Raw genomic sequence first — 22655 nt, forward strand, 5'->3', positions numbered from 1 at the left:
GTCTGATTTGACGTAGTTGCCTCTATTCGATATTAACTTCATCGCTGGGCTATTTTGCAGGTGCTGCTATTTGTATTTTTGCGGCTCAGTTGCTGAAGTTAGCAAACAGCGCAATAATTTTATGGAATACTTTCATTTCTTACTCGATGTACATAATTTTGTGATGTCAGTCACAAAATGATACTCCTCGATATTCAACATATCAATAACAAAACCAACATTTATCACCTCAATTGCCGATGGTATTTACTTATATTAACGCTGATTAACATGGCGGTTTGTAATTAACCACTGATATCAATGACGGCATCGGCGCAGTTAACCTGCAACTGCGGATATGATATCCTCGACCACTTTCCTGCTGGCTAAACTCCATTCTGGAGGATGTATGGACCACCGTTTACTCGAAATCGTTGCCTGTCCGGTCTGCAACGGCAAGTTGTACTTCAATAAAGAAAATCTTGAGCTGGTATGTAAAGCTGACAATCTGGCTTACCCGGTGCGTGATGGTATCCCGGTATTGTTAGAAAACGAGGCCCGCCCATTGTCAATTGATGAGAAGCACGCATGAGTTTCATTGCTATAATTCCCGCCCGCTATGCTTCAACCCGCCTACCCGGTAAGCCACTGGCTGATATTGCGGGTAAACCCATGGTGGTTCATGTGATGAAGCAAGCGTTGGCGTCAGGTGCCTCTCGGGTTATTGTGGCAACAGACCATCCAGATGTGGTGAAAGCGGTTGAAGCCGCAGGGGGCGAGGTGTGTCTGACTCGTGCTGATCATCAGTCTGGTACCGAGCGCTTAGCCGAAGTTATTGAACGTTATAATTTTGCCGATGATGACATTATCGTCAATGTGCAGGGTGATGAGCCACTGATACCTCCGGTGATAATTCGTCAGGTGGCTGATAATTTGGCGGCCTCTAGCGCGGGTATGGCAACCCTTGCTGTGCCGATTGAAAGCAGTGAAGAAGCTTTTAATCCAAATGCGGTGAAAGTGGTTATGGATGCACAGGGTTATGCACTCTATTTTTCCCGTGCGGCGATCCCATGGGAGAGAGAGCGTTTTGCTCAATCTAAAGACACCATTGGTGACTGTTTCTTACGTCATATTGGTATCTATGCTTATCGTGCCGGTTTTATTCGCCGTTATGTCAATTGGGCTCCCAGTCAACTGGAACAAATCGAATTATTAGAGCAACTTCGCGTGCTGTGGTATGGCGAGAAAATCCATGTTGCTGTGGCAAAAGCCGCGCCTGCAGTTGGGGTGGATACTCAAGAAGATTTGGACCGAGTTCGGGCGATTATGCTCAATCAGTAATTCAATAATAATAGCTAGAACTCCCACGGCAGGTTCATGAGATCCTGCCGTTGTTATTTTATAGCCGATGGTTTGATTTTTATTATGGATGTTATTTGATCTGTGTTCTGGAAATATCCAGCCCACCATTCCATTATGAGCAATCCCTATAGTCAAATAATCGGAAGAGCTTTATGGAACAGCTGAAAGCTGAGTTGAGCGTGGTGCTTGGAGAGTCTATTACCCGCCTTGAGTGTATCAGCGAGCAGCCCTATGCCCATCTCTATGCAATGTATAATCAGCAGGGGCAGGCTATTCCATTGTTGGCCAAGAGTTATGTCTGTCAGGGGATTGCACAGCAAGAGGCATATAAACTGTCAATGTTGTCGCGTGAAGGCGATATTCGCCTACCGACAGTGTATGGCTTAGTCATGACCCATCAATCCCCATATAAAGAAATTCTGCTGATGGAGCGTCTACGTGGCGTTTCAGTGGAAGCGCCAACTCGGACCGGGGAGCGCTGGGATGCTCTGATGGATCAGATAGTTGAAGGTGTATTAGCCTGGCACCGCATTGATAGCCATGGCTGTGTTGGTAATGTTGATAGCACACAGGAAAATGATTGGTTCAGTTGGTATCAGCAACGTGTCGAAGTGTTATGGGCCACACTATCAAATATGAATTCGCCAGTCATAACTCTGGAAGACCGTGCGGTACTTTATCGTGCTAGGGCCTCCTTAAGTGCACTTTTTGCCGGTTTTGACGACAGTTCAGTGCTGGTTCACGGCAATCTCACCTTACGCAGTATGCTGAAAGATGCACGCAGCGATCAGTTATTGGCGATGCTGAATCCTGGCCCGATACTATGGGCCCCACGCGAGTATGATTTATTCCGTCTCAGTGAAGAGGGAATGCCGAGCCAACTATTTTATCGCTATCTCAATAAAGCACCGGTTTCTGAATCCTTTGTTGCCCGTCGTTGGCTTTATACTGTTTGGGAACTGGTATCTCGTTTTATTCATACCGGCAATTTAGACCGGGCTTTATTTGATAATGCGGCCCGGCAACTTTTACCTTGGCTAGATTAAATATCTCTGTCATCTCTTTCAATTTGCTGATGGGCTATTTTCAGTTAATTTCTGCCATATTAATCCCAATGTTTCATACCAGGCCCGCTCGGAATGGCCGAGATACACAGCGGCTGGAATAGTGCGCTCCCAGCTATGTAACGGTGTGGTAATAGCTAACTGATTGGCCGGTGCTGCAATAGGATGCAACCCCTTTGCCACGAAGAACTTCATCGCCCGTGGCAAATGGCTGGCGGAAGTCACCAACAAAAATGGCTTATCACCCACCAAGCTCGCCACGGCGGCGGCTTCTTCGACAGTATCTTTGGGCTGATCTAATGCAATAATGTTCTCGGCTGGGACACCTAAACTTTCAGCAACCTGTGCTGCGGTTCTTGCGCTGCTTTGACTGTTGGGGCCAGCACCGCCAGTAAACACCATTTTTGCATCGGGATGAGCACGATATAGCCGGATTCCCTCTGTTACCCGTGGCAAACTATTTGCGAATAAATTCGCACTTGGCGCCCAATTCGGATTAAACGTGTAGCCGCCACCAAGTACAACAATGTAATCTACCGGGTCGTTTCCCTGATAAGTTGCGTATTGCTTTTCCAACGGCAACAGCAGGCGATCTGCGACAGGTTGTAGGCTAATAAGCAGTAATACCAGCCAACTTAATGCAAAAAGCGTTTTGCCGCTTTTCTGCCAACGGGTAAACCACAATAAGATGAGTGCCAGTCCCATAAGAATGAGTACCAAGGGCAGTGGCATTAATAAGCCGCCGACAAACTTTTTTAGGGTAAAAAGCATAAAAACAGGAACCTTTTGGCTGAAAAAACGGCATTTGGTGATGATTATGGGCCAAGAAGATTTATTCTAAGTCAGGCTGTGCCAAAATAGCAGGTTGGTAGTCATTCTTTTTGCTATAGCCATTGATTTGTACGTCTCTATCAACGCGGGTAAATCAATAGTTATATTGATGATGGTGGAACAGTTATCTATGCAGGATCGCAATTTCGATGATATTGCCGAGAAGTTTTCCCGCAATATCTACGGCACGACGAAAGGCATGATTCGTCAAGCGGTGGTTTGGCAAGATATCACCGGGCTGTTAGCGCAGTTACCGCAACGCCCGTTACGGATTTTAGATGCTGGTGGTGGCGAAGGGCATATGGCTTGCCAACTGGCGGCATTAGGTCATCAGGTTCTATTATGTGACTTGTCTGCGGAGATGATTCAGCGTGCTAAAGTTGCCGCTGAAGAAAAAGGTGTGAGCCACAACATGCAATTTGTACAAAGTGCGGCTCAGGACATCACCCAACATTTAGAACAGCCAGTTGATCTGATATTGTTCCATGCGGTTTTAGAATGGATTGCAGAACCTCAACAAGTTCTGCAAATACTTTTTAATGCGCTAAAACCCGGTGGTGCGCTTTCATTGATGTTTTTCAATGCCAATGGGTTGGTGATGCGTAATGCGGTATTGGGTAATTTTCAGTTGGCAATACCGGGTGTCAAGAGGCGCCGGCAGCGCTCGCTGTCACCGCAATATCCTTTAGACCCACCGACGGTATATGGTTGGCTTGAGCAAATGGGATTAACCATTAGCGGTAAGACGGGAGTGCGGGTGTTTCACGATTACATGAAAAATAAACAGCAACAAGTCGATGAGTTTGCTGAATTATTGGCGTTGGAACAGCGCTATTGCCGGCAGGAGCCCTTTATCAGTTTGGGGCGCTACGTGCATGTCATGGCGTTTAAGCCGAATCTGAAGGACCCATTATGAGTGAATTTTCCCAGACAGTACCCGAACTGGTCGCCTGGGCGCGAAAAAATGATTTTTCGATTACTCTGCCAACGGAGCGTCTGGCCTTTCTTATGGCTATTGCTACCTTAAACGGTGAGCGGCTGGACGGCGAAATGAGCGAAGGGGAGTTGGTTGATGCATTTCGTCATGTCAGTAAAGGTTTTGAACAGACCAGCGAAACCGTGGCAGTGCGCGCCAATAATGCCATCAATGACATGGTACGCCAGCGTTTACTGAACCGCTTTACCAGTGAAATGGCCGACGGTAATGCTATTTACCGCCTGACGCCATTGGGCATTGGTATCACTGACTATTATATCCGCCAGCGTGAGTTCTCCACTCTGCGCTTGTCGATGCAGTTGTCGATTGTGGCGCAAGAGCTACAACGCGCAGCCGAAGCGGCAGAAGAGGGTGGAGATGAATTCCATTGGCACCGAAATGTGTTTGCCCCGCTCAAATATTCTGTAGCTGAAATCTTTGACAGTATTGATATGACGCAGCGCTTGATGGATGAACAGCAGCATAGCGTGAAGGAAGATATCGCCGCACTGCTGAATCAAGACTGGCGTGCCGCTATTGCTAGCTGCGAAATGTTGCTGTCAGAAACCTCCGGTACACTGCGAGAATTACAAGATACGTTGGAAGCCGCGGGTGATAAGCTGCAGGCGAATTTATTGCGGATTCAGGAAGCCACCATCGGCAATGCCGGTCTGGATCTGGTTGATAAGCTGGTCTTTGATCTGCAAAGCAAACTTGACCGCATTATTAGTTGGGGTCAGCAGGCCATTGACCTGTGGATCGGTTATGACCGCCATGTACACAAGTTTATCCGTACTGCAATTGATATGGATAAAAACCGGGTATTCGCCCAGCGTTTGCGCCAATCAGTTCAAAATTATTTTGATAGCCCTTGGGCTCTTACCTACGCCAACGCCGATCGCTTGCTGGATATGCGCGATGAAGAGTTGGCATTGCGTAGTGAAGAGGTTACCGGGGAGCTGCCACCGGATCTGGAGTTTGAAGAGTTTAATGAGATCCGTGAGCAGCTAGCCGCCATGATTGAGCAGGCATTGCTGGTTTACCAGCAGCAGAAACTGCCACTTAATCTGGGGGAAGTGATGCGCGATTACCTCGCGCAATATCCGCGTGCTCGTCATTTCGACGTGGCTCGTATCCTGGTCGACCAGGCAGTTCGCCTTGGTGTGGCCGAAGCCGATTTCTCAGGGTTACCAGCTCAATGGTTGGCAATCAATGATTACGGAGCCAAGGTGCAGGCACATGTCATCAACAAATATTGAAGTAGTAATGCCGGTTAAACTGGCTCAGGCATTGGCCAACTCACTGTTTCCGGCACTCGATAGCCAGCTGCGCGCTGGCCGTCATATCGGTATTGATGAGCTGGATAATCATGCCTTCCTGATGGATTTTCAGGAACAACTGGAAGAGTTTTATACCCGTTATAACGTGGAATTAATCCGTGCACCGGAAGGCTTCTTCTATTTACGCCCGCGTTCGACCACCCTTATTCCGCGTTCAGTGTTATCTGAGTTGGATATGATGGTTGGCAAAATTCTCTGTTATCTGTACCTCAGCCCGGAGCGCTTAGCCCATGAAGGTATTTTTGCGCAGCATGAGTTGTACGAAGAGCTGCTAAGTCTGGCTGATGAGAGCAAATTGCTGAAATTCGTTAATCAGCGCTCAACCGGTTCAGATTTGGATAAGCAGAAGTTGCAGGAAAAAGTACGAACGTCACTCAACCGGCTACGTCGTTTGGGAATGATCTACTTTATGGGCAATGACAGTAGCAAATTCCGTATCACTGAGGCGGTGTTCCGCTTTGGTGCCGACGTGCGCAGTGGCGATGACCCACGCGAAGCCCAGTTACGCATGATCCGTGATGGTGAAGCCATGGCGGTAGAGAACAGTCTGTCACTCCATGATGAAAGCGATGAAACCGATATCACCATGGGTAATGCAACGGACAGTGCAGAGGATGAACAGGAATGATTGAACGCGGTAAGTTTCGCTCACTGACGCTAGTTAACTGGAATGGTTTCTTTGCTCGAACATTCGATCTTGATGAGTTGGTCACCACTTTATCCGGGGGGAATGGTTCAGGGAAATCCACCACCATGGCGGCTTTCGTTACTGCACTGATCCCTGACCTGACATTACTGCACTTTCGTAACACCACCGAAGCCGGGGCGACCAGTGGTTCGCGCGATAAAGGCTTGCACGGTAAATTGCGTGCCGGGGTGTGTTATTCCACTTTAGATGTGGTCAACTCCCGCCATCAGCGCGTGGTAGTAGGGGTGCGCCTGCAACAAGTTGCCGGACGTGATCGTAAAGTTGATATTAAGCCTTTCACTATCCAAGGGTTGCCGACAGCTATTCAGCCAACAGAAATCCTCACCGAGGTGGTGGGTGAGCGCCAGGCGCGCGTGTTGTCATTGCCCGAACTGAAAGAGCGCGTTGAAGCGATGGAAGGGGTGCAATTTAAGCAATTTAACTCCATCACTGATTACCACGCCTTGATGTTTGATTTAGGGGTGATTCCAAAGCGTTTACGCTCTTCCGCGGACCGCAGTAAATTCTATCGTTTGATTGAAGCGTCATTGTACGGTGGTATCTCCAGCGCCATTACCCGTTCACTTCGCGACTATTTATTGCCAGAAAACAGCGGAGTACGTAAAGCCTTCCAAGACATGGAGTCGGCGTTACGTGAAAACCGCATGACTCTTGAGGCGATTCGCGTTACCCAGTCTGACCGTGACCTGTTTAAGCACTTGATCTCAGAGGCAACGTCCTACGTTGCTGCTGACTATATGCGCCATGCCAATGAGCGGCGTATTCACCTTGACGGTGCTTTGGTATTACGCCGTGACTTACTGGCCAGCCGTAAGCAACTGGTGACCGAACAGTATCGGCATGTCGAAATGTCGCGCGAATTGGCGGAACAGACTGGGGCAGAATCTGACCTCGAAACCGACTATCAGGCAGCCAGCGACCATCTGAGTTTAGTTCAGGCGGCGATGCGCCAGCAGGAAAAGATCGAGCGCTATCAGAGTGACCTGGAAGAACTGACTTACCGGCTGGAAGAGCAAAATGAAGTTGTTGCCGAGTCAAGCGAGCAGCAAGCTGACAATGAAGCACATGCCGAAGCCGCAGAGCTGGAAGTTGACGAACTGAAAAGTCAGTTGGCTGATTATCAGCAAGCACTAGATGTGCAGCAGACACGAGCCATTCAATATCAACAAGCATTACAGGCCTTGGAACGTGCGCGTGCGTTGTGCCAGCTGCCAGAATTAACGGCTGATAATGCTGAAGAGTGGCTGGAAACTTTCCAGGCCAAAGAGCAAGAAGCAACCGAGTCTTTATTGCAGCTTGAACAAAAACTGAGTGTTGCTGATGCGGCGCATAGCCAATTTGAGCAAGCTTATCAGCTGGTGGTGGCGATTGCCGGTCAAGTCAGTCGCAGTGAAGCTTGGCAGACCGCGCGTGAATTATTACGTGACTGGCCGTCTCAGCAACATTTGGCTGAGCGCGTTCAGCCACTGCGCATGCGTCTGTCCGAATTGGAACAGCGCTTGCGTGCCCAGCAAGATGCCGAGCGCTTATTGCAGGAATTCTGCAAACGTCAGGGGCAGGAATATCAGCCGGAAGAGCTGGAAGAGTTGCAGCGCGAGCTGGAATCTCAAGTTGAAGAGCTTTCTCTCAGTGTTAGTGATGCCGGTGAGCGGCGCATGGAAATGCGTCAGGAACTGGAACAACTGAAGCAGAAAATTCAGGAACTTACAGCACGAGCTCCGGTTTGGCTAGCGGCACAAGATGCGTTGAGCCAACTCAGTGAGCAAAGTGGCGAAACGCTGCAAGATAGCCGTCAGGTCACTGAGTACATGCAGCAGTTGCTGGAGCGTGAGCGCGAAACCACGGTTGAGCGCGATGAAGTGGCCGCGACCAAACGTGCCATTGATGCACAAATCGAGCGGCTGAGCCAGCCAAGTGGTGCTGAAGATGCACGGATGATTGCGTTGGCCGAACGTTTTGGCGGCGTGCTGTTATCCGAAATTTATGACGATGTGACCATCGACGATGCGCCATACTTCTCTGCATTATATGGCCCATCGCGCCACGGTATAGTAGTGCCAGACTTATCATTGGTACGTGACCAATTGCAGGGGCTGGAAGATTGCCCGGAAGATCTCTATCTCATCGAAGGGGACCCGCAGTCATTTGATGACAGCGTATTTGCCGTCGAAGAGCATGAAAAAGCGGTGGTGGTGAAAATTGCCGATCGCCAATGGCGTTATTCGCGCTACCCGGAAGTGCCACTGTTCGGCCGTGCTGCCCGTGAAAGCCGGCTGGAATCACTGTATCAAGAGCGCGATAGCTTGGCAGAGCGCTATGCGACGTTGTCTTTTGATGTGCAAAAAACGCAGCGCCTGCATCAAGCCTTCAGCCGTTTTATTGGCTCTCATCTGGCAGTGGCATTTGATTCTGATCCCGAAGCTGAAATTCGCCTGTTGAATACTCGCCGTGGCGAAATTGAGCGCGCCCTGAGTGCACATGAAGATCAAAATCAACAACAACGCCAGCAATTCGAACAGGCTAAAGAGGGTATTTCAGCCCTTAACCGCCTGATCCCGCTGGTTTCACTGTTACTTGATGATACTTTGACTGACCGTGTTGAAGAGATAACCGAGGAGCTGGCAGAAGCACAAGAAGCCGCTCGTCATATTCAAAAACACGGGGCTTCACTGACCAAACTTGAGCCGCTGTTGGCGGTACTGCAAAGTGACCCGCAGCAGCACGAACAGCTGCAAGAAAACTATGCACTGGCACAAAACAGCCAGCGCCAGGCGAAGCAGCAAGCTTTTGCATTGATTGAAGTAGTTCAGCGCCGTGCACACTTTAGCTATACCGATTCCGCAGGCATGCTGACGGAAAACTCTGATCTCAATGATAAGCTACGCCAGCGTTTAGAGCAGGCAGAAGCTGAGCGTACCCGCGCCCGTGAGCAGTTACGTCAGTATCAGGCCCAGTTCACGCAATACAATCAGGTGTTGGCATCATTAAAAAGTTCTTATGATGCCAAACGTGACATGCTCAAAGAGTTGAGTCAGGAGCTGGTGGATATTGGCGTTCAGGCAGATCCTGATGCTGAGGCCCGCGCTCGTACTCGCCGTGATGAACTGCATGCTGCATTGAGTGCCAACCGCTCACGCCGTAATCAGTTAGAAAAGCAGCTGACTTTCTGTGAAGCCGAGATGGACAGCTTGCAGAAGAAACTGCGCAAGTTGGAGCGGGATTATCATCAGATTCGCGAGCAAGTGGTTAATGCTAAAGCGGGCTGGTGTGCGGTGATGCGAATGGTGAAAGATAATGGTGTTGAGCGCCGCTTACATCGTCGGGAACTGGCTTATATGGATGGCGACGAATTGCGCTCAATGTCGGATAAGGCGTTGGGGGCATTGCGTCTGGCGGTAGCCGATAATGAACATCTACGTGATGTGCTGCGGTTGTCTGAAGATCCCAAACGGCCTGAACGTAAAGTCCAGTTCTATATTGCGGTGTACCAACATCTGCGTGAGCGTATTCGTCAGGATATTATCCGTACTGATGATCCAGTTGAAGCCATTGAACAAATGGAGATTGAGCTGGGTCGTCTGACCGAGGAACTGACGGCCCGTGAGCAGAAACTGGCGATCAGTTCAAAAAGCGTCTCGAATATCATCCGTAAAACCATTCAGCGTGAACAGAATCGTATTCGTATGCTGAATCAAGGCCTGCAAGCCGTGTCATTCGGTCAGGTGAAGAGTGTGCGGCTGAATGTGAATGTGCGTGAAGCCCATGCAACCTTGCTTGATGTGTTATCCGAGCAGCAAGAGCAGCATCAGGATCTGTTCAACAGTAACCGCCTGACCTTCTCTGAAGCACTGGCAAAACTCTATCAGCGTCTAAACCCACAAATGGATATGGGGCAGCGTTTGCCGCAAACTATTGGTGAAGAGTTACTGGATTATCGTAACTATTTGGAGCTGGAAGTTGAGGTTTACCGTGGTGCTGATGGTTGGTTACGGGCAGAGAGTGGGGCATTATCAACCGGTGAGGCTATCGGTACCGGGATGTCTATTCTGGTGATGGTTGTTCAAAGTTGGGAAGAGGAATCGCGTCGTTTACGTGGCAAAGATATTTCGCCGTGCCGTCTACTGTTCCTGGATGAGGCCGCGCGTCTGGATGCAAAATCCATCGCGACATTATTCGAATTGTGCGAGCGGCTAGAAATGCAGTTAATTATTGCTGCGCCAGAAAATATTAGTCCAGAAAAAGGGACAACGTATAAGCTGGTACGAAAAGTCTTCCAAAATCATGAACATGTACATGTTGTTGGCTTACGCGGTTTTGCAAATGAAATTCCAACGCTGCCATCAAAGCCTGTTGAACAGCAGCAACCCGGTTAATTACTGTTCAGTGAAAGCGTGAATAATAATTAATTCCATTTAATGGCCGCTTAGCGGCCATTTTTATTTGCTGGCACATTTGAGGGTTATATTTTATAACCAGAGAAAATCTGTTAGCGTAACGTAAATGGCTAAATTTGTAATATTGGCCGCCCAGTAGGATTTCTGTTTGTATAATAATGTTAATACCCAAAGAGAGTGGTATTGCAGTCGAACAACAAACAATACTGAGCGGATTCCCGTCAGTCATTCGGGTGAGAAAGCCGCTAGCATGCTGCGACTTCAGGGAAGAAAGGTAACGACAGACTATGACGTATTTAGACAAGCATACCGGGGGCATAGAATGTCGGTAGAGAGAAAAAATCCGCAACGTGTATTCGCGTTATACTGCGCTTTAGTTGGTAGCCTGATACCGGTATTTACCGCATCGGCCACTGTGCCAGTCATGCCTGTAGATTCATCTTCAGCACTGTCTGTCGCGCCAAAAAGTATGACCGTCGCACAAAGTCGCTCTCAGTTATTGGCGACGTTACCAAAAAACGTCACTCCACTCTATTCTTCTGAATTAGCGCTACTTTATGCCGCTAATCAAATGCAGCCGATGTGGCAGGATAGAACGGCTGTTCAGCATTTTCAGCAGCAATTGGCGGAAGTGGCCCTCTCCGGTATTCAACCGCAATTTATGCAGTGGGTAAAATGGTTGAGTGATCCTGACATTACAGGTATGGCTCGCGATATTATTTTGTCCGATGCCATGTTGGGATATTTGCACTTTATCTCAGGCGTTGGCGCGAATGGCAGTGTCTGGTTATATAGCAATGTGCCGTACAAGATGGCTATGCCACCAGCCACGATTGTAAATAGCTGGCAGCAGGCAGTTCACGAAGGGACGACAGCACCTTATCTGGCCTCATTGGCTCCCCAGCATCCGCAATATGAAAAAATGCATCAGGCGCTGAAACAGATGTTGGCTGACCGGCGTCCATGGCCACAAATGGCTAATGGCCCAAGTTTACGCCCCGGTCAGCTAAGTGACGATATACCCGCGTTGCGGGAGATTCTCGACAGAACTGGCATGTTGCACCCAGTGGCTTCAGTATCAGCGAAAGACAGTGAAGTCATCCCTGCAGATAATCCGGCAGTCGCGGTTGTTAATGATGACCTCTCGGTTGATGAAGAGAAAAGCCGAGCCCAGGCACACAGCTTAGTTGTCAGCCCATCTGCGGCACCGGTCGCGGATGTTCCGGTTACTGGGGGCGTGGTTGTTGCTCCATCATCAGCACCACTGACGGCCACTGCTGCAGTGACTGATAATGTTTACACTCCAGAGTTAATGGAAGCCGTTAAACGTTTTCAACAGTGGCACGGGCTAAGTGATGATGGTGTTATCGGTATCAGGACCCGCGAATGGCTGAATGTTACCCCACAAACACGGGCCACATTATTAGCATTAAATATTCAGCGTTTACGTATTCTGCCGGGCCGTGTAGATAATGGCATTATGGTTAACATACCTAACTATTCTCTGAATTATTATAAGAATGGTGCGGAGGTACTTTCATCGAGAGTGATTGTTGGCCGCCCAAGCCGCAAAACCCCCCTCATGAGCAGCGCGTTAAATAATGTGGTGGTTAATCCACCTTGGAATGTGCCAACATCCCTAATACGTCAGGATATCGTGCCGAAAGCGCGTTATGATTCCAGTTACTTCCAGCGCCATGGTTATACCGTATTGTCCGGCTGGAGTAACGATGCTGAAGTCGTCGATCCTTCGATGATCAATTGGAACATGATTTCGCCGAATAATTTCCCATATCGTCTGCGTCAGGAGCCTGGTGCCAGTAACTCATTGGGGCGGTTCAAGTTTAATATGCCGAGTTCTGATGCTATCTATCTGCATGATACGCCGAACCATGGTTTGTTCCAGAAAGACATACGGGCGTTGAGTTCAGGTTGTGTCCGAGTCAATAAAGCCTCAGATTTAGCCAATATGCTGTTACAGGATGCGGGTTGGAATGATGCGCGAGTGTCGTCGACCTTAAAACAAGGGAATACTACTTACGTCAACATTCGCCAACGTATCCCGGTGCAACTGTATTATCTGACGGCATGGGTGGCAGAAGATGGCAAACCGCAGTTTAGAACAGATATTTACAATTATGATATGACGGTGAGATCAGGTTCACAAATCTCCCAACAGGCTGAACTTTTGCTGCAATAAATGCAGTAAAACTCAATAACTAATGGTCTCAATATCGGGTTGTCTTGTGGGCGCTCATTGATGGGCACCCAGCCCCTGAATCTAAACGCACAGTGAATGCGTGCCGAATGCGGGTTGACTGGTTTTCCGTAGGCGGTTATGGTTCGGGACGGCACATTTTATAGTGCTTACTTTTGACATTCTTGCCGGGTATTAACAGAGATCATGGATAAAATTGATAATTATCGCCGTAAATGGCTAACGTTAGGCGGGGCCGCGCTGGGTATATCGCTGCTGCCGGGGCAAGCATTCGCTACCCTTTCTACTCCTCGCCCACGTATCTTGACCCTGAATAATTTGAATACAGGTGAGTCCATAAAAGCCGAATTCTTCGATGGTCGAAGCTATAACAAAGACGAACTTTCCCGCTTAAATCATCTATTCCGTGATTATCGGGCCAATAAAGTTAAAACCATCGATCCACGTCTGTTTGACCAACTCTACCGCCTGCAAGGTCTTCTCGGTACAACTAAACCGATACAGCTTATTTCGGGTTATCGCTCACTTGATACGAATAATGAACTACGTGAACGTAGCCGAGGTGTCGCCAAACACAGCTTCCATACCCAAGGGCGGGCGATGGATTTCCATATAGAAGGCATTCAATTGAGTAATATCCGCAAAGCGGCATTAAAAATGCGCGCAGGTGGTGTAGGATATTACCCTCGCAGTAATTTTGTGCATATTGATACTGGGCCAACACGCACCTGGTAATACGCATTTTTTTGCCAATGCTATGCATCTATTGGGTTGGGCATTGGGGTTGGAGCTTTATGAAATATCAAATTATTCCGGTGACGGCTTTTAGCCAAAACTGCACACTAATCTGGTGTGAAGCGACAGGGCAAGCTGCACTTGTGGACCCAGGTGGTGAAGCTGCCAAGATCATCGCTGAAGTGGCGCGTCAGGGTGTTAAAGTTAGCCAAATTTTACTGACTCACGGCCATCTTGACCATGTTGGTGCCGCCGCAGAACTCGCCGCACATTTTCAGGTGCCTATTTATGGCCCAGAAAAAGAAGACGCTTTTTGGTTAGAAGGATTGCCAGCCCAGAGTAAAATGTTTGGGCTTAGTGAATGTGAGGCTTTTACCCCAACTCGCTGGTTGGAAGAAGGTGACAAAGTCACTGTGGGTGAAGTGGAGTTAGCCGTTTTGCATTGTCCAGGACACACACCGGGGCACATTGTTTTTATCGATCAGCAGGATCATTTGGCGTTAGTAGGTGACGTTATCTTTAATGGTGGTGTTGGGCGCAGTGATTTTCCGCGTGGCGATCATCAGCAATTAATTAATTCTATCCGAACCAAATTATTACCTTTGGGTGATGATATGACGTTTATTCCAGGTCATGGTCCTATGTCTACCTTAGGCCATGAACGGCAGACCAATCCGTTTATACGAGAAGAACCTGCAATCTGGTAATGCATCAAGTTTACTGTCACAAACTTTATGCATAATTCAAGTATTGATCACAAGGAAGGCACCGTCAGGTGCCTTTTTTACGTTATATTTAATAGAAGTGTTTAAGTATTTTGTGAACAAATAATCAGCTATTTACTTGTACTACGCACATAATGATGACGGTTATTAAATAATAACGATCTCTGCGATATTGATAAGGTACGGCATAACAAAAAAGGTCTAACTGATATTAATCCGGCACTGCTTTTTATTGCCATTTCGAGTTCGTAAAATGACGAACGCCTTTCAATGGGATTCACTATGCCATTTCGTCGTTTCAGACTGAATAAGTTACTGTCCCGGCTCGGATTTTCTTGCATAATTTTATTACTATTCTTGCTGTTAGGTGCTGTGGTGATTTATGCGCAGACCAAGGCCAATATGCATCAGGATGCTGAGACTAGGTTATTGCAAGCCAGGGAGCGATTCGATCAAATATTTAATAACTTGCAGCATGCTGCGATCCAGGTTGAAACCGGATTAGGGAAACCTTGTTTGCAGGTCGTGCAGAATTTGCGCGATCAAGTAGTGATGATCCCGGATGTTCGCTCCGTCACTTTAGCTAAAGGCTCCACTATTTATTGTTCATCAATATATGGACCACTCGCGACCCATTTTGATTTAGGTGCGTTTGTTAATGGGCAATTAGAATTAATGTCAGGCAATGATGTTACGCCTGATCGTGCTTTAATCGCTTACCGGCAGGAGCGAGGCGATTACAGTATTTTGGTTGCCGTCGATGGCTACTACTTACGTAGTATTCTGAACCTTTTGAGCCGTGATGCTGAATTACAACTGCGAGTGGGTAATGCCTGGATGGATGCGGCAGGGATGGTTCATGCAGGCCGCCCACCAAATGGAGATGAACCTTTATATTTGGCCTCTGAGAAGTTTGCCTATTCATTAAGTACCACTCTTTCTCATCAGCAATATATAGATTATGCCTGGCAATATGCGCGAGGCAGCTTAATTTTCTTCATACTAATAAGTCTCGGGTTTGCCACCCTAGTTTTCTGGTTATCAGGTAGGGCGGCATCACCGACCTTAGTATTAAGACATGCATTAGAAAATAATGAATTTATTCCTTATATGCAGCCAATTGTATCCGGTAAGGATCAATGTTGGGTTGGCTGCGAAGTATTAATGCGCTGGCAACATCCAGGGCATGGGCTAATTCAACCGAATAAGTTTATTCCAATGGCTGAGGACAGTGAGCTTATCGTACCGATGACGTGCTCTATTATGAGGCAAGTGAGGGAAAAATTTGCACCTTATGTAAATCAGTTACCTGAAGGTTTTCACTTTGGTTTTAATATTAGCGCTAATCATTGTCGTGATTTGAGTTTGGTGGATGATTGTCGTAGCTTTATTGAGGCCTTTGGTGGCAATAAGATTAATATTACACTCGAGCTAACTGAGCGACAGTTGATTGTTGCCGACGAGACTACAGATAGGTTATTTGCAGAGCTCAATGCTCTGGGCGTATTTATTGCTATCGATGACTTTGGAACTGGACATTCAAGTTTAACTTATTTGCAGAAATTTAAAGTCGACTTTATAAAAATTGACCAAAGTTTTGTTGGCATGATTGGTTCAGATGCTTTGTCGAGCCATATAGTGGGGAATGTTATCGATCTGGCGACACGATTGGGGCTACAAACCATCGCCGAGGGGGTCGAGAATGATACCCAAATGCGTTATTTGCAAGCGCACAAAGTGGATTATCTACAGGGCTATATGTATGGGCGTCCCATGCCAATGGCTGAGTTTGCCAAATATATGTTCTATTAAGACTATTTGGGCTTTATGTATAAAAAAGGGTGCCTGAGCACCCTTTGCAGTCTGTCATTATAGCTTAATCAGAGCACGGCAACGATGGCTTCACACAGTGGTGCCATATTATCCGGTGTCATCCCGGCAACGTTAACCCTGCCAGAGTTTACGGCATAAACTGCGAACTCATTACGCAGACGCAAAACTTGTTCTTTGGTCAGGCCACTGAACGAGAACATACCATTCTGGTTAATAATAAAGCTGAAATCTTGCTGAGCGCCTTTCTCTTGCAGGGTATTCACAAATAACTGACGCATACGATGAATACGCTGGCGCATATCGGTCAGTTCTTGTTCCCAAATAGCCCGTAGCGCAGGGGTGCTGAGTATGGTCGCAACCACAGAGGCGCCATGAGCCGGTGGGTTAGAGTAGTTAGCACGAATAACGGCCTTAACCTGACTAAAGGCGATATCGGCTACTTCACTGGTCGCAGCCACCACCGTGCAGGCCCCAACACGTTCATTATACAGACCGAAATTTTTGGAATAAGAGCTGCAAACAATCAATTCTTGATGTTTCGCGGCGAAAATACGCAAGCCTTGGGCATCTTCTTCCAAGCCTTTAGCAAAACCTTGATAAGCGAAGTCAAACAGTGGCAACCAACCTTTGGCTACAGACTGTTCAGCTAATTGTTTCCACTGGTCTTCTGTTGGGTCGATCCCGGTAGGGTTATGACAGCAGCCATGGAATAGCACGACATCACCAGCTTGGGCTTCTGACAGGCTATTTAATAGGCCATCGAAGTCCAGCGCATGATTTGTCGCATCATAATATGCATACTCAACAACTTCTAGCCCTGCGGCCGCGAAAATGTTTTTATGGTTTGGCCAGCTTGGATTGCTAACCCAGACACGTTTGGCACTGGTTTGATGGGCGATAAAGTCAGCGGCGATACGTAATCCACCAGTACCCCCCGGCGTTTGAGCAGTGCGCGCACGTTTATCGGTAATGATCGCGCTATTGGTACCGAACAGCAGTTCTTGAGTACAACTAGCGAAAACGGGTAGGCCATCAATGCCCAGATAGTTTTTGGTAACTTCATTTTCCAGCAAATACTGCTCAGCTTTTTTTACGCTGGTTAGCACCGGCGTCTTCCCGGTTTCGTCTTTGTAGACACCGATCCCCAGGTTGATTTTATTAGGGCGGTCATCCGCGCGGAAAATATCGGTCAGGCCCAGAATTGGGTCCGCAGGTGCAGCAGTGATTTTTTCAAACATGTCAGAGGCTTCCATGGCTTAGCGTTAAGCAAACAGAACCTTCAGGGTAGCGCCAGTTGCGGTCTTTGCCAACCGTTTGCGAAAAAAAGAAATGAATGTTGTGAGGCGAGGAGATTCAGGGTGAAAAATCGGCAGAATAGGCCAATCAACAGCGTAATATCCCTAAATTAATTAAGGGGAAAACAAAAAGACAGAGCTGAGGCCCTGTCTTTTTTAACTTACGTCAGCAGATAAACTGCGTGATTAAGTTTAACTTAGAACTGGTAAACCAAGCCAACACCAACAACGTCGTCTGTGTTCAGGCTGTTAGCACGGGTGAAGTTATCTTCATCCAGCAAGTTGATTTTGTAATCAACATAGGTAGACATGTTTTTGTTGAAGTAGTAGTAAGTACCAACAGAAACATATTTCAACAGGTCATGGTTGTCATCAGTATTGTTGTTCAGATCCTTACCTTTAGACTGAACGTAGCCTAAAGATGGACGCAGACCGAAGTCGAACTGGTACTGTGCAGTGATTTCAATATCACGAGTCTTGTTGGCAACTGAATCATCACCAAATGGAGTCATGTTTTGAGTTTCAGCATACATTACAGCCAAGTATACGTTGTTAGCGTCGTATTTAGCACCAACGTTCCATGCTTGAGCTTTCTCGCCTTCAGCAAATGTTGGGTTAGTCAGGTGAGCATTTTTCTGCAAAGTAGTACGGTTTGCAGTAGAGAAGCCAGCACCGAAGTTTACGCCGTAACCGATATCATAAGTAGAAGATATACCGAAACCGTCACCGTTCTGAGTAGTCAACAGACCATCACGACCACTTTCGTTTTTGCCTTGATATTGCAGGGCAAAGTTCAGACCGTCAACCAGACCGAAGAAGTTGGTATTACGGTAAGTAGCCAGGCCAGTAGAACGGCCAGTCATGTAGTTGTCAGAGTTGGAGATTGAATCACCACCGAACACTGGCAGCATGTCAGTCCATGCGTTGACATCATAGATTACGCCGTAGTTACGGCCGTAGTCGAATGAACCGAACTCAGCAAATTTCAGACCAGCAAAGCCCAGACGGGTTTTGTTGCCTTTGCCTTCTTGGGCTTCAGCATTGTTAGCCTGAATGTTGTATTCCCACTGGCCGTAACCGGTCAGTTGGTCAGTAATTTGGGTTTCACCTTTGAAGCCGAAACGAACATAAGATTCGTCGCCGTCTTGGCCAGCGTTGTCAGAGAACTGGTGACGCGCGTCAACTTTACCGTACAGGTCAAGTTTGTTGCCGTCTTTGTTGTAGATTTCTGCTGCATTAGCTGCGCCAGCTACTAACAATGCTGGGATTACTACTGCAAGAATATTGCGCTTCATCATTATTATTACCCTCATTGGTGTTATTCGGACACCTGCCACTGCCGCCAATAATTTTTTTGGAACTATTGTTGAGAGTTTGGTGTCGTCTGTGTCTGAACGCAGTGTTCCATTCACAGGCCCCATAATCCACACCGAAAATGCTACCAATTACCTGAATGTGTTTCATTGAGATACTATGTGTTACCAAATGTAAATATCAGGGAACTTTGTGACTTAGATCGAACTTTAAAAAATGACAAAAGCCAGCTGAGCTGGCTTTTTTTTATACAAAAAGACATTTTTTTTCTAAATGAGAAACTTAGAAGCTGGCATTTCTCGGAGTACGAGGGAATGGAATAACATCCCGAACGTTTTGAACCCCCGTTACATATGAGATCAAACGCTCAAATCCAAGGCCAAAACCTGAATGTGGCACAGTGCCATAGCGACGAAGGTCACGATACCACCAATAATCTTCTTTATTGAGACCCATTTCAGCCAGACGTGCATCCAGAACATCCAAACGTTCTTCACGCTGTGAACCACCGATGATTTCGCCGATACCCGGAGCCAGGACATCCATCGCCGCTACGGTTTTACCATCTTCATTCATCCGCATATAGAAGGCTTTGATATCTTTCGGGTAGTTCTTAACCACCACGGGCGCTTTAAAGTGTTTCTCAGCTAAATAGCGCTCGTGTTCAGAAGACAAATCAATGCCCCAAGACACATCATTTTCAAATTTCTGGCCCGAGGCCAGCAAGATTTCAATGGCGTCGGTATAGTCAACCTGAGCAAAGTCAGAGGTCACAAAACGTTGTAAACGATCGACGGCATCTTTATCTACACGCTCAGCAAAGAATTTCATGTCATCAGCGCGTTCGTTCAGCACGGCCTGGAAAACATATTTCAACATTTTCTCGGCCAAACCGGCGACATCATCCAATGAAGCAAAAGCAACTTCAGGTTCTACCATCCAGAATTCAGCCAAATGACGGCTAGTATTGGAGTTTTCCGCCCGGAAAGTTGGGCCGAAAGTGTAAACTTTTGATAACGCACAGGCGTAGGTTTCACCATTCAACTGACCGGATACTGTCAGGAAAGCTTCTTTACCGAAAAAGTCTTCGCTGAAATCGATGGCACCCGTATCTGTGCGTGGCAGATTTTCCAAATCCAAGGTGGATACACGGAACATCTCGCCAGCACCTTCGGTATCTGAGGCGGTAATCAATGGGGTAGAAACCCAGAAATAGCCATTCTCATCGAAGAAACGGTGAATGGCTTGCGCCAATGTATGACGAACACGAGCAACTGCACCGATCAAGTTGGTCCGTGGGCGCAAGTGCGCAACTTCACGCAGATACTCGATACTGTGGCGTTTTGCTGCCATTGGGTAGGTGTCGGGATCATCTACCCAACCAACCACTTTGATAGCCGTGGCCTGAATTTCAAAACTTTGGCCTTCACCTGGTGATGCAACCACCGTCCCGGTGACTTCAACAGAACAGCCGGTAGTCAGATGCAGTACTTCATCCTGATAATTCGGCAAAGTATTATTCACGACGGCCTGTAACGGGTCAAAGCAGGAACCGTCATAAACGGCAACGAAGGAGATACCCGCTTTAGAATCTCTCCGGGTACGCACCCAACCGCGCACGGTGACTTCACTGTCAACCGCAGCACGGCCTTGCAGTACGTCGACTACAGGCACTACGCTCATAGATTTCTCTCTTTAATAAATAGTTTTATAGAAATAGTTAATAACCCAACAAAATGGGGATGTTGCTATGTTACTTGCGGCGGTGCAGGACACAAGTAGAAATCACCAGATCAGTGCAACATTTCTATGGTTAGCTTAAATAAAGACGGCATAAATCGAGCGGGAGTTTAATGGGGGCAATAATGAGGGGGAAAAACCTGTCTGTGAGATGAATCGCCGGGCAGAATTGGCCCGACGATTCATAAACACAGGTGCAATAGACTAACTGGCTTTCTTTATCAGCGGCAGGGCAAATGCTTCACGTAACTCATCAACAAAAGCCGGGTCGTGGCAAATGGTTTTACCGGGACTATCAGAAAGCTTAGCCACGGGTTTATCGTTACATTCGACCAACTTAATAACAATATTAAGTGGCTTGACGCTGGGAATATCGCAAGTTAGGCGGGTACCAATACCGAATACCAATTTAATCCGCTGATAGAAGTGGCGATATAGCGAGAGCGCTTTTTCCAGATCTAAATTATCGGAGAACACCAACGTCTTGCTCATAGGGTCAATACCCAGCTTTTCATAATGGGCGATAGCTTTTTCACCCCATTCAACGGGATCACCAGAGTCATGGCGCAATCCCTGGTAGCGCTTAGCGAATGTCTCATCAAAATCACGCAGGAATGCATCCATCGCAATACAGTCGGTTAATGCAACCCCAAGTTGGTCGGGATATTCATCTAGCCAAACTTGCAGTGCAACGCGCTGACTGTTGGCCAGAACCGGGCTTATCTGCTGGTGAGCCTGGAACCATTCATGGGCCTGAGTACCTACCGGCGTTAAAGCTAACTCGCGCGCTAAATCATAATTACTGGTGCCGACCAGGTAGGGGAACTCGTCTTTTAAGCTGCTAACAATGGCATGTTGTATCTCGCGTGAGAAACGACGACGTGTACCAAAGTCCATTAATTTGAAATGAGTAATATCGATATCAGCACTGAGCGCTTTAAATTGCTGAAGTTTATTACGCAATTGCTTGACGGCTTGAGCGGCGGTGACATGTACAGAACGACGGCGATGTACGATTTCACTGATTACTGCCAGCAATGGCACTTCCCATAGAATCGTTTCACACCACAGCCCGGTAATGCGAATATCTAATTTCCCATCTTTATTTAATACGCTGACTTGCTCAGGATTAAAACGAAAATCCCGTAGCCAGTCCAGATAGTCATCCTGAAAGAAGGGTAAACTTGAGAGGTAGATAAACTCATCATCGGTCAATGCCAATTGGCTCATCAGTGTTATTTGATGGCGGATTTCGTCGGCATATTCGCCCAACAGCTCATCACCACGGCAGCGAAACTCCGCAGCAACAGTAATATGGCGATAACGATGGAACACTGCTTGTTGCATATGGAGCTTATAAGCATCCGTATCAAGCAATGAAGTCAAAATCGGTGAGGCGTCTTGGGTCATGGCGCTATACAGCATCCTCGTAGGAGCATTTTCCACAGTCGGCATAATCTAAAAGTTGCAGGAGTATACCGGTATTATCCTGTTATTGAAGCCTCATCACACCATAAATGCTAATCAGAGGTCTAGGATTAAACGTGCCATTACCCGTGAAGTCACTCTTTTCTTAAATGTGTTATGAGATAAAAGCTAACTTTTTAGGTATTTAGATAATGAAGGAGGAATATTGTCTTAAAAAATATAGGGTTATTAACTTGAGTAGAATATCGACAAAGCGTAAGTTTTTATGTCTACGACATGGAAAATGTATCTTATGTATTTCCCCATCATTATATTTGCATTTCTTAACAATTATTTAATTTTAGTCAAAACGAGGCGAAATTTTAATAAGGAGTAACTATAAAGGAGGGCTAGCTGGTTTGGTGTCCTTTTATAGATTTGTTGGCTATTTTTAGTCCAGATAAAAACGTGGGGTTGTTGTAGTGATTAAGTGAGTATCTGCTTCGCTATGTTTACTCTTATTAATGTGCAGTCTGTTTTCTGTTCGATACAGAATTTGCCGCAATAGCACAGGTTCTCAACTGGGATTTTCTTGCAATTGTGATACATTGAAAAGCTATCTGAGTCTGAGGGCAAAGCCACTGGCAGCCTTGTATTTAGCCTAATGTTTTGGGCCCCAACAGCCATAATTACAGACTTGGTAATCATATTCACTGAAGACGTCAAAAGGGTT

The 22655-nt window shown here is 47.1% G+C and carries 16 protein-coding genes; 11 read left to right on the forward strand and 5 right to left on the reverse strand.

Annotated elements, in window-relative coordinates:
- Positions 1–388: 388 nt before the first annotated feature.
- The 3 genes from DJ58_RS15310 (at position 389) to DJ58_RS15300 (ending at position 2387) form a co-directional block, all read left to right on the forward strand.
- Entirely contained in the window at positions 389–571 is a 183-nt protein-coding gene (locus DJ58_RS15310) for a Trm112 family protein (protein WP_004700032.1), read from the forward strand.
- Entirely contained in the window at positions 568–1320 is a 753-nt protein-coding gene (gene kdsB / locus DJ58_RS15305; RefSeq protein WP_032911320.1) for a 3-deoxy-manno-octulosonate cytidylyltransferase, read from the forward strand. Before DJ58_RS15310 ends, kdsB begins: the two co-directional genes overlap by 4 nt.
- Positions 1321–1493: 173 nt before the next feature.
- Entirely contained in the window at positions 1494–2387 is an 894-nt protein-coding gene (locus tag DJ58_RS15300; RefSeq protein ID WP_004710006.1) for a YcbJ family phosphotransferase, read from the forward strand.
- A gap of 18 nt (positions 2388–2405) precedes the next feature.
- Here DJ58_RS15300 and elyC read toward each other — a convergent pair whose 3' ends face one another.
- Positions 2406–3176 (reverse strand): envelope biogenesis factor ElyC, encoded by a 771-nt coding sequence (gene elyC, locus DJ58_RS15295; protein WP_032911318.1) that lies wholly within the window; start codon positions 3174–3176, stop codon positions 2406–2408.
- A 190-nt stretch (positions 3177–3366) separates the two neighbouring features.
- On the opposite strand from elyC, the gene cmoM reads away from it, so the two are divergent.
- From cmoM to DJ58_RS15255, 8 genes are all read left to right on the forward strand, one after another.
- Positions 3367–4152, forward strand: a complete 786-nt coding sequence (gene cmoM, locus DJ58_RS15290; protein ID WP_032911336.1) for a tRNA uridine 5-oxyacetic acid(34) methyltransferase CmoM — start codon at positions 3367–3369, stop codon at positions 4150–4152.
- Entirely contained in the window at positions 4149–5471 is a 1323-nt protein-coding gene (gene mukF / locus DJ58_RS15285; protein ID WP_032911316.1) for a chromosome partition protein MukF, read from the forward strand. Before cmoM ends, mukF begins: the two co-directional genes overlap by 4 nt.
- Positions 5452–6180, forward strand: a complete 729-nt coding sequence (gene mukE / locus DJ58_RS15280; RefSeq protein WP_032911314.1) for a chromosome partition protein MukE — start codon at positions 5452–5454, stop codon at positions 6178–6180. Before mukF ends, mukE begins: the two co-directional genes overlap by 20 nt.
- A complete protein-coding gene (gene mukB, locus DJ58_RS15275; protein WP_032911313.1) occupies positions 6177–10634 on the forward strand; it encodes a chromosome partition protein MukB in 4458 nt (1485 codons plus the stop codon). The genes mukE and mukB overlap by 4 nt, the downstream gene beginning before the upstream one ends.
- 343 nt (positions 10635–10977) lie before the next feature.
- The gene (ldtD, locus tag DJ58_RS15270; RefSeq protein ID WP_004709993.1) at positions 10978–12855 is read left to right on the forward strand and encodes a L,D-transpeptidase; all 1878 of its coding nucleotides are present in this window, start codon (positions 10978–10980) and stop codon (positions 12853–12855) included.
- A 204-nt stretch (positions 12856–13059) separates the two neighbouring features.
- A complete protein-coding gene (gene mepK / locus DJ58_RS15265; protein WP_004709991.1) occupies positions 13060–13608 on the forward strand; it encodes a peptidoglycan L,D-endopeptidase MepK in 549 nt (182 codons plus the stop codon).
- Positions 13609–13667: 59 nt separating this feature from the next.
- Complete coding sequence (locus DJ58_RS15260) at positions 13668–14315, forward strand: MBL fold metallo-hydrolase (protein ID WP_032911311.1); 648 nt, start codon at positions 13668–13670, stop codon at positions 14313–14315.
- A 300-nt stretch (positions 14316–14615) separates the two neighbouring features.
- Positions 14616–16145 (forward strand): EAL domain-containing protein, encoded by a 1530-nt coding sequence (locus tag DJ58_RS15255; protein ID WP_032911309.1) that lies wholly within the window; start codon positions 14616–14618, stop codon positions 16143–16145.
- A 68-nt stretch (positions 16146–16213) separates the two neighbouring features.
- Here DJ58_RS15255 and DJ58_RS15250 read toward each other — a convergent pair whose 3' ends face one another.
- From DJ58_RS15250 to pncB, 4 genes are all read right to left on the reverse strand, one after another.
- On the reverse strand, positions 16214–17404 hold the full coding sequence (locus DJ58_RS15250; protein ID WP_032911307.1) for an amino acid aminotransferase: 1191 nt from the start codon (positions 17402–17404) through the stop codon (positions 16214–16216).
- Between the two features lie 254 nt (positions 17405–17658).
- Positions 17659–18756 carry a porin OmpF gene (gene ompF / locus DJ58_RS15245; protein WP_161598507.1) on the reverse strand — a complete coding sequence of 366 codons (1098 nt, stop codon included), beginning with the start codon at positions 18754–18756 and terminating at the stop codon, positions 17659–17661.
- Between the two features lie 301 nt (positions 18757–19057).
- The gene (gene asnS / locus DJ58_RS15240; RefSeq protein WP_004709981.1) at positions 19058–20458 is read right to left on the reverse strand and encodes an asparagine--tRNA ligase; all 1401 of its coding nucleotides are present in this window, start codon (positions 20456–20458) and stop codon (positions 19058–19060) included.
- A 261-nt stretch (positions 20459–20719) separates the two neighbouring features.
- Positions 20720–21925, reverse strand: coding sequence for a nicotinate phosphoribosyltransferase (pncB, locus tag DJ58_RS15235; protein WP_032911334.1), 1206 nt, complete (start codon positions 21923–21925; stop codon positions 20720–20722).
- Positions 21926–22655 lie beyond the last annotated feature (730 nt).

This window comes from Yersinia frederiksenii ATCC 33641 (assembly GCF_000754805.1).
GTDB lineage: Bacteria > Pseudomonadota > Gammaproteobacteria > Enterobacterales > Enterobacteriaceae > Yersinia > Yersinia frederiksenii.

Bases quoted from the DNA above. Each gene is read 5' to 3' on its own strand.
- DJ58_RS15310 (WP_004700032.1), top strand. From the start codon at position 389: ATGGACCACCGTTTACTCGAAATCGTTGCCTGTCCGGTCTGCAACGGC.
- kdsB (WP_032911320.1), top strand. From the start codon at position 568: ATGAGTTTCATTGCTATAATTCCCGCCCGCTATGCTTCAACCCGCCTA.
- DJ58_RS15300 (WP_004710006.1), top strand. From the start codon at position 1,494: ATGGAACAGCTGAAAGCTGAGTTGAGCGTGGTGCTTGGAGAGTCTATT.
- elyC (WP_032911318.1), bottom strand. From the start codon at position 3,176: ATGCTTTTTACCCTAAAAAAGTTTGTCGGCGGCTTATTAATGCCACTG.
- cmoM (WP_032911336.1), top strand. From the start codon at position 3,367: ATGCAGGATCGCAATTTCGATGATATTGCCGAGAAGTTTTCCCGCAAT.
- mukF (WP_032911316.1), top strand. From the start codon at position 4,149: ATGAGTGAATTTTCCCAGACAGTACCCGAACTGGTCGCCTGGGCGCGA.
- mukE (WP_032911314.1), top strand. From the start codon at position 5,452: ATGTCATCAACAAATATTGAAGTAGTAATGCCGGTTAAACTGGCTCAG.
- mukB (WP_032911313.1), top strand. From the start codon at position 6,177: ATGATTGAACGCGGTAAGTTTCGCTCACTGACGCTAGTTAACTGGAAT.
- ldtD (WP_004709993.1), top strand. From the start codon at position 10,978: ATGTCGGTAGAGAGAAAAAATCCGCAACGTGTATTCGCGTTATACTGC.
- mepK (WP_004709991.1), top strand. From the start codon at position 13,060: ATGGATAAAATTGATAATTATCGCCGTAAATGGCTAACGTTAGGCGGG.
- DJ58_RS15260 (WP_032911311.1), top strand. From the start codon at position 13,668: ATGAAATATCAAATTATTCCGGTGACGGCTTTTAGCCAAAACTGCACA.
- DJ58_RS15255 (WP_032911309.1), top strand. From the start codon at position 14,616: ATGCCATTTCGTCGTTTCAGACTGAATAAGTTACTGTCCCGGCTCGGA.
- DJ58_RS15250 (WP_032911307.1), bottom strand. From the start codon at position 17,404: ATGTTTGAAAAAATCACTGCTGCACCTGCGGACCCAATTCTGGGCCTG.
- ompF (WP_161598507.1), bottom strand. From the start codon at position 18,756: ATGAAGCGCAATATTCTTGCAGTAGTAATCCCAGCATTGTTAGTAGCT.
- asnS (WP_004709981.1), bottom strand. From the start codon at position 20,458: ATGAGCGTAGTGCCTGTAGTCGACGTACTGCAAGGCCGTGCTGCGGTT.
- pncB (WP_032911334.1), bottom strand. From the start codon at position 21,925: ATGACCCAAGACGCCTCACCGATTTTGACTTCATTGCTTGATACGGAT.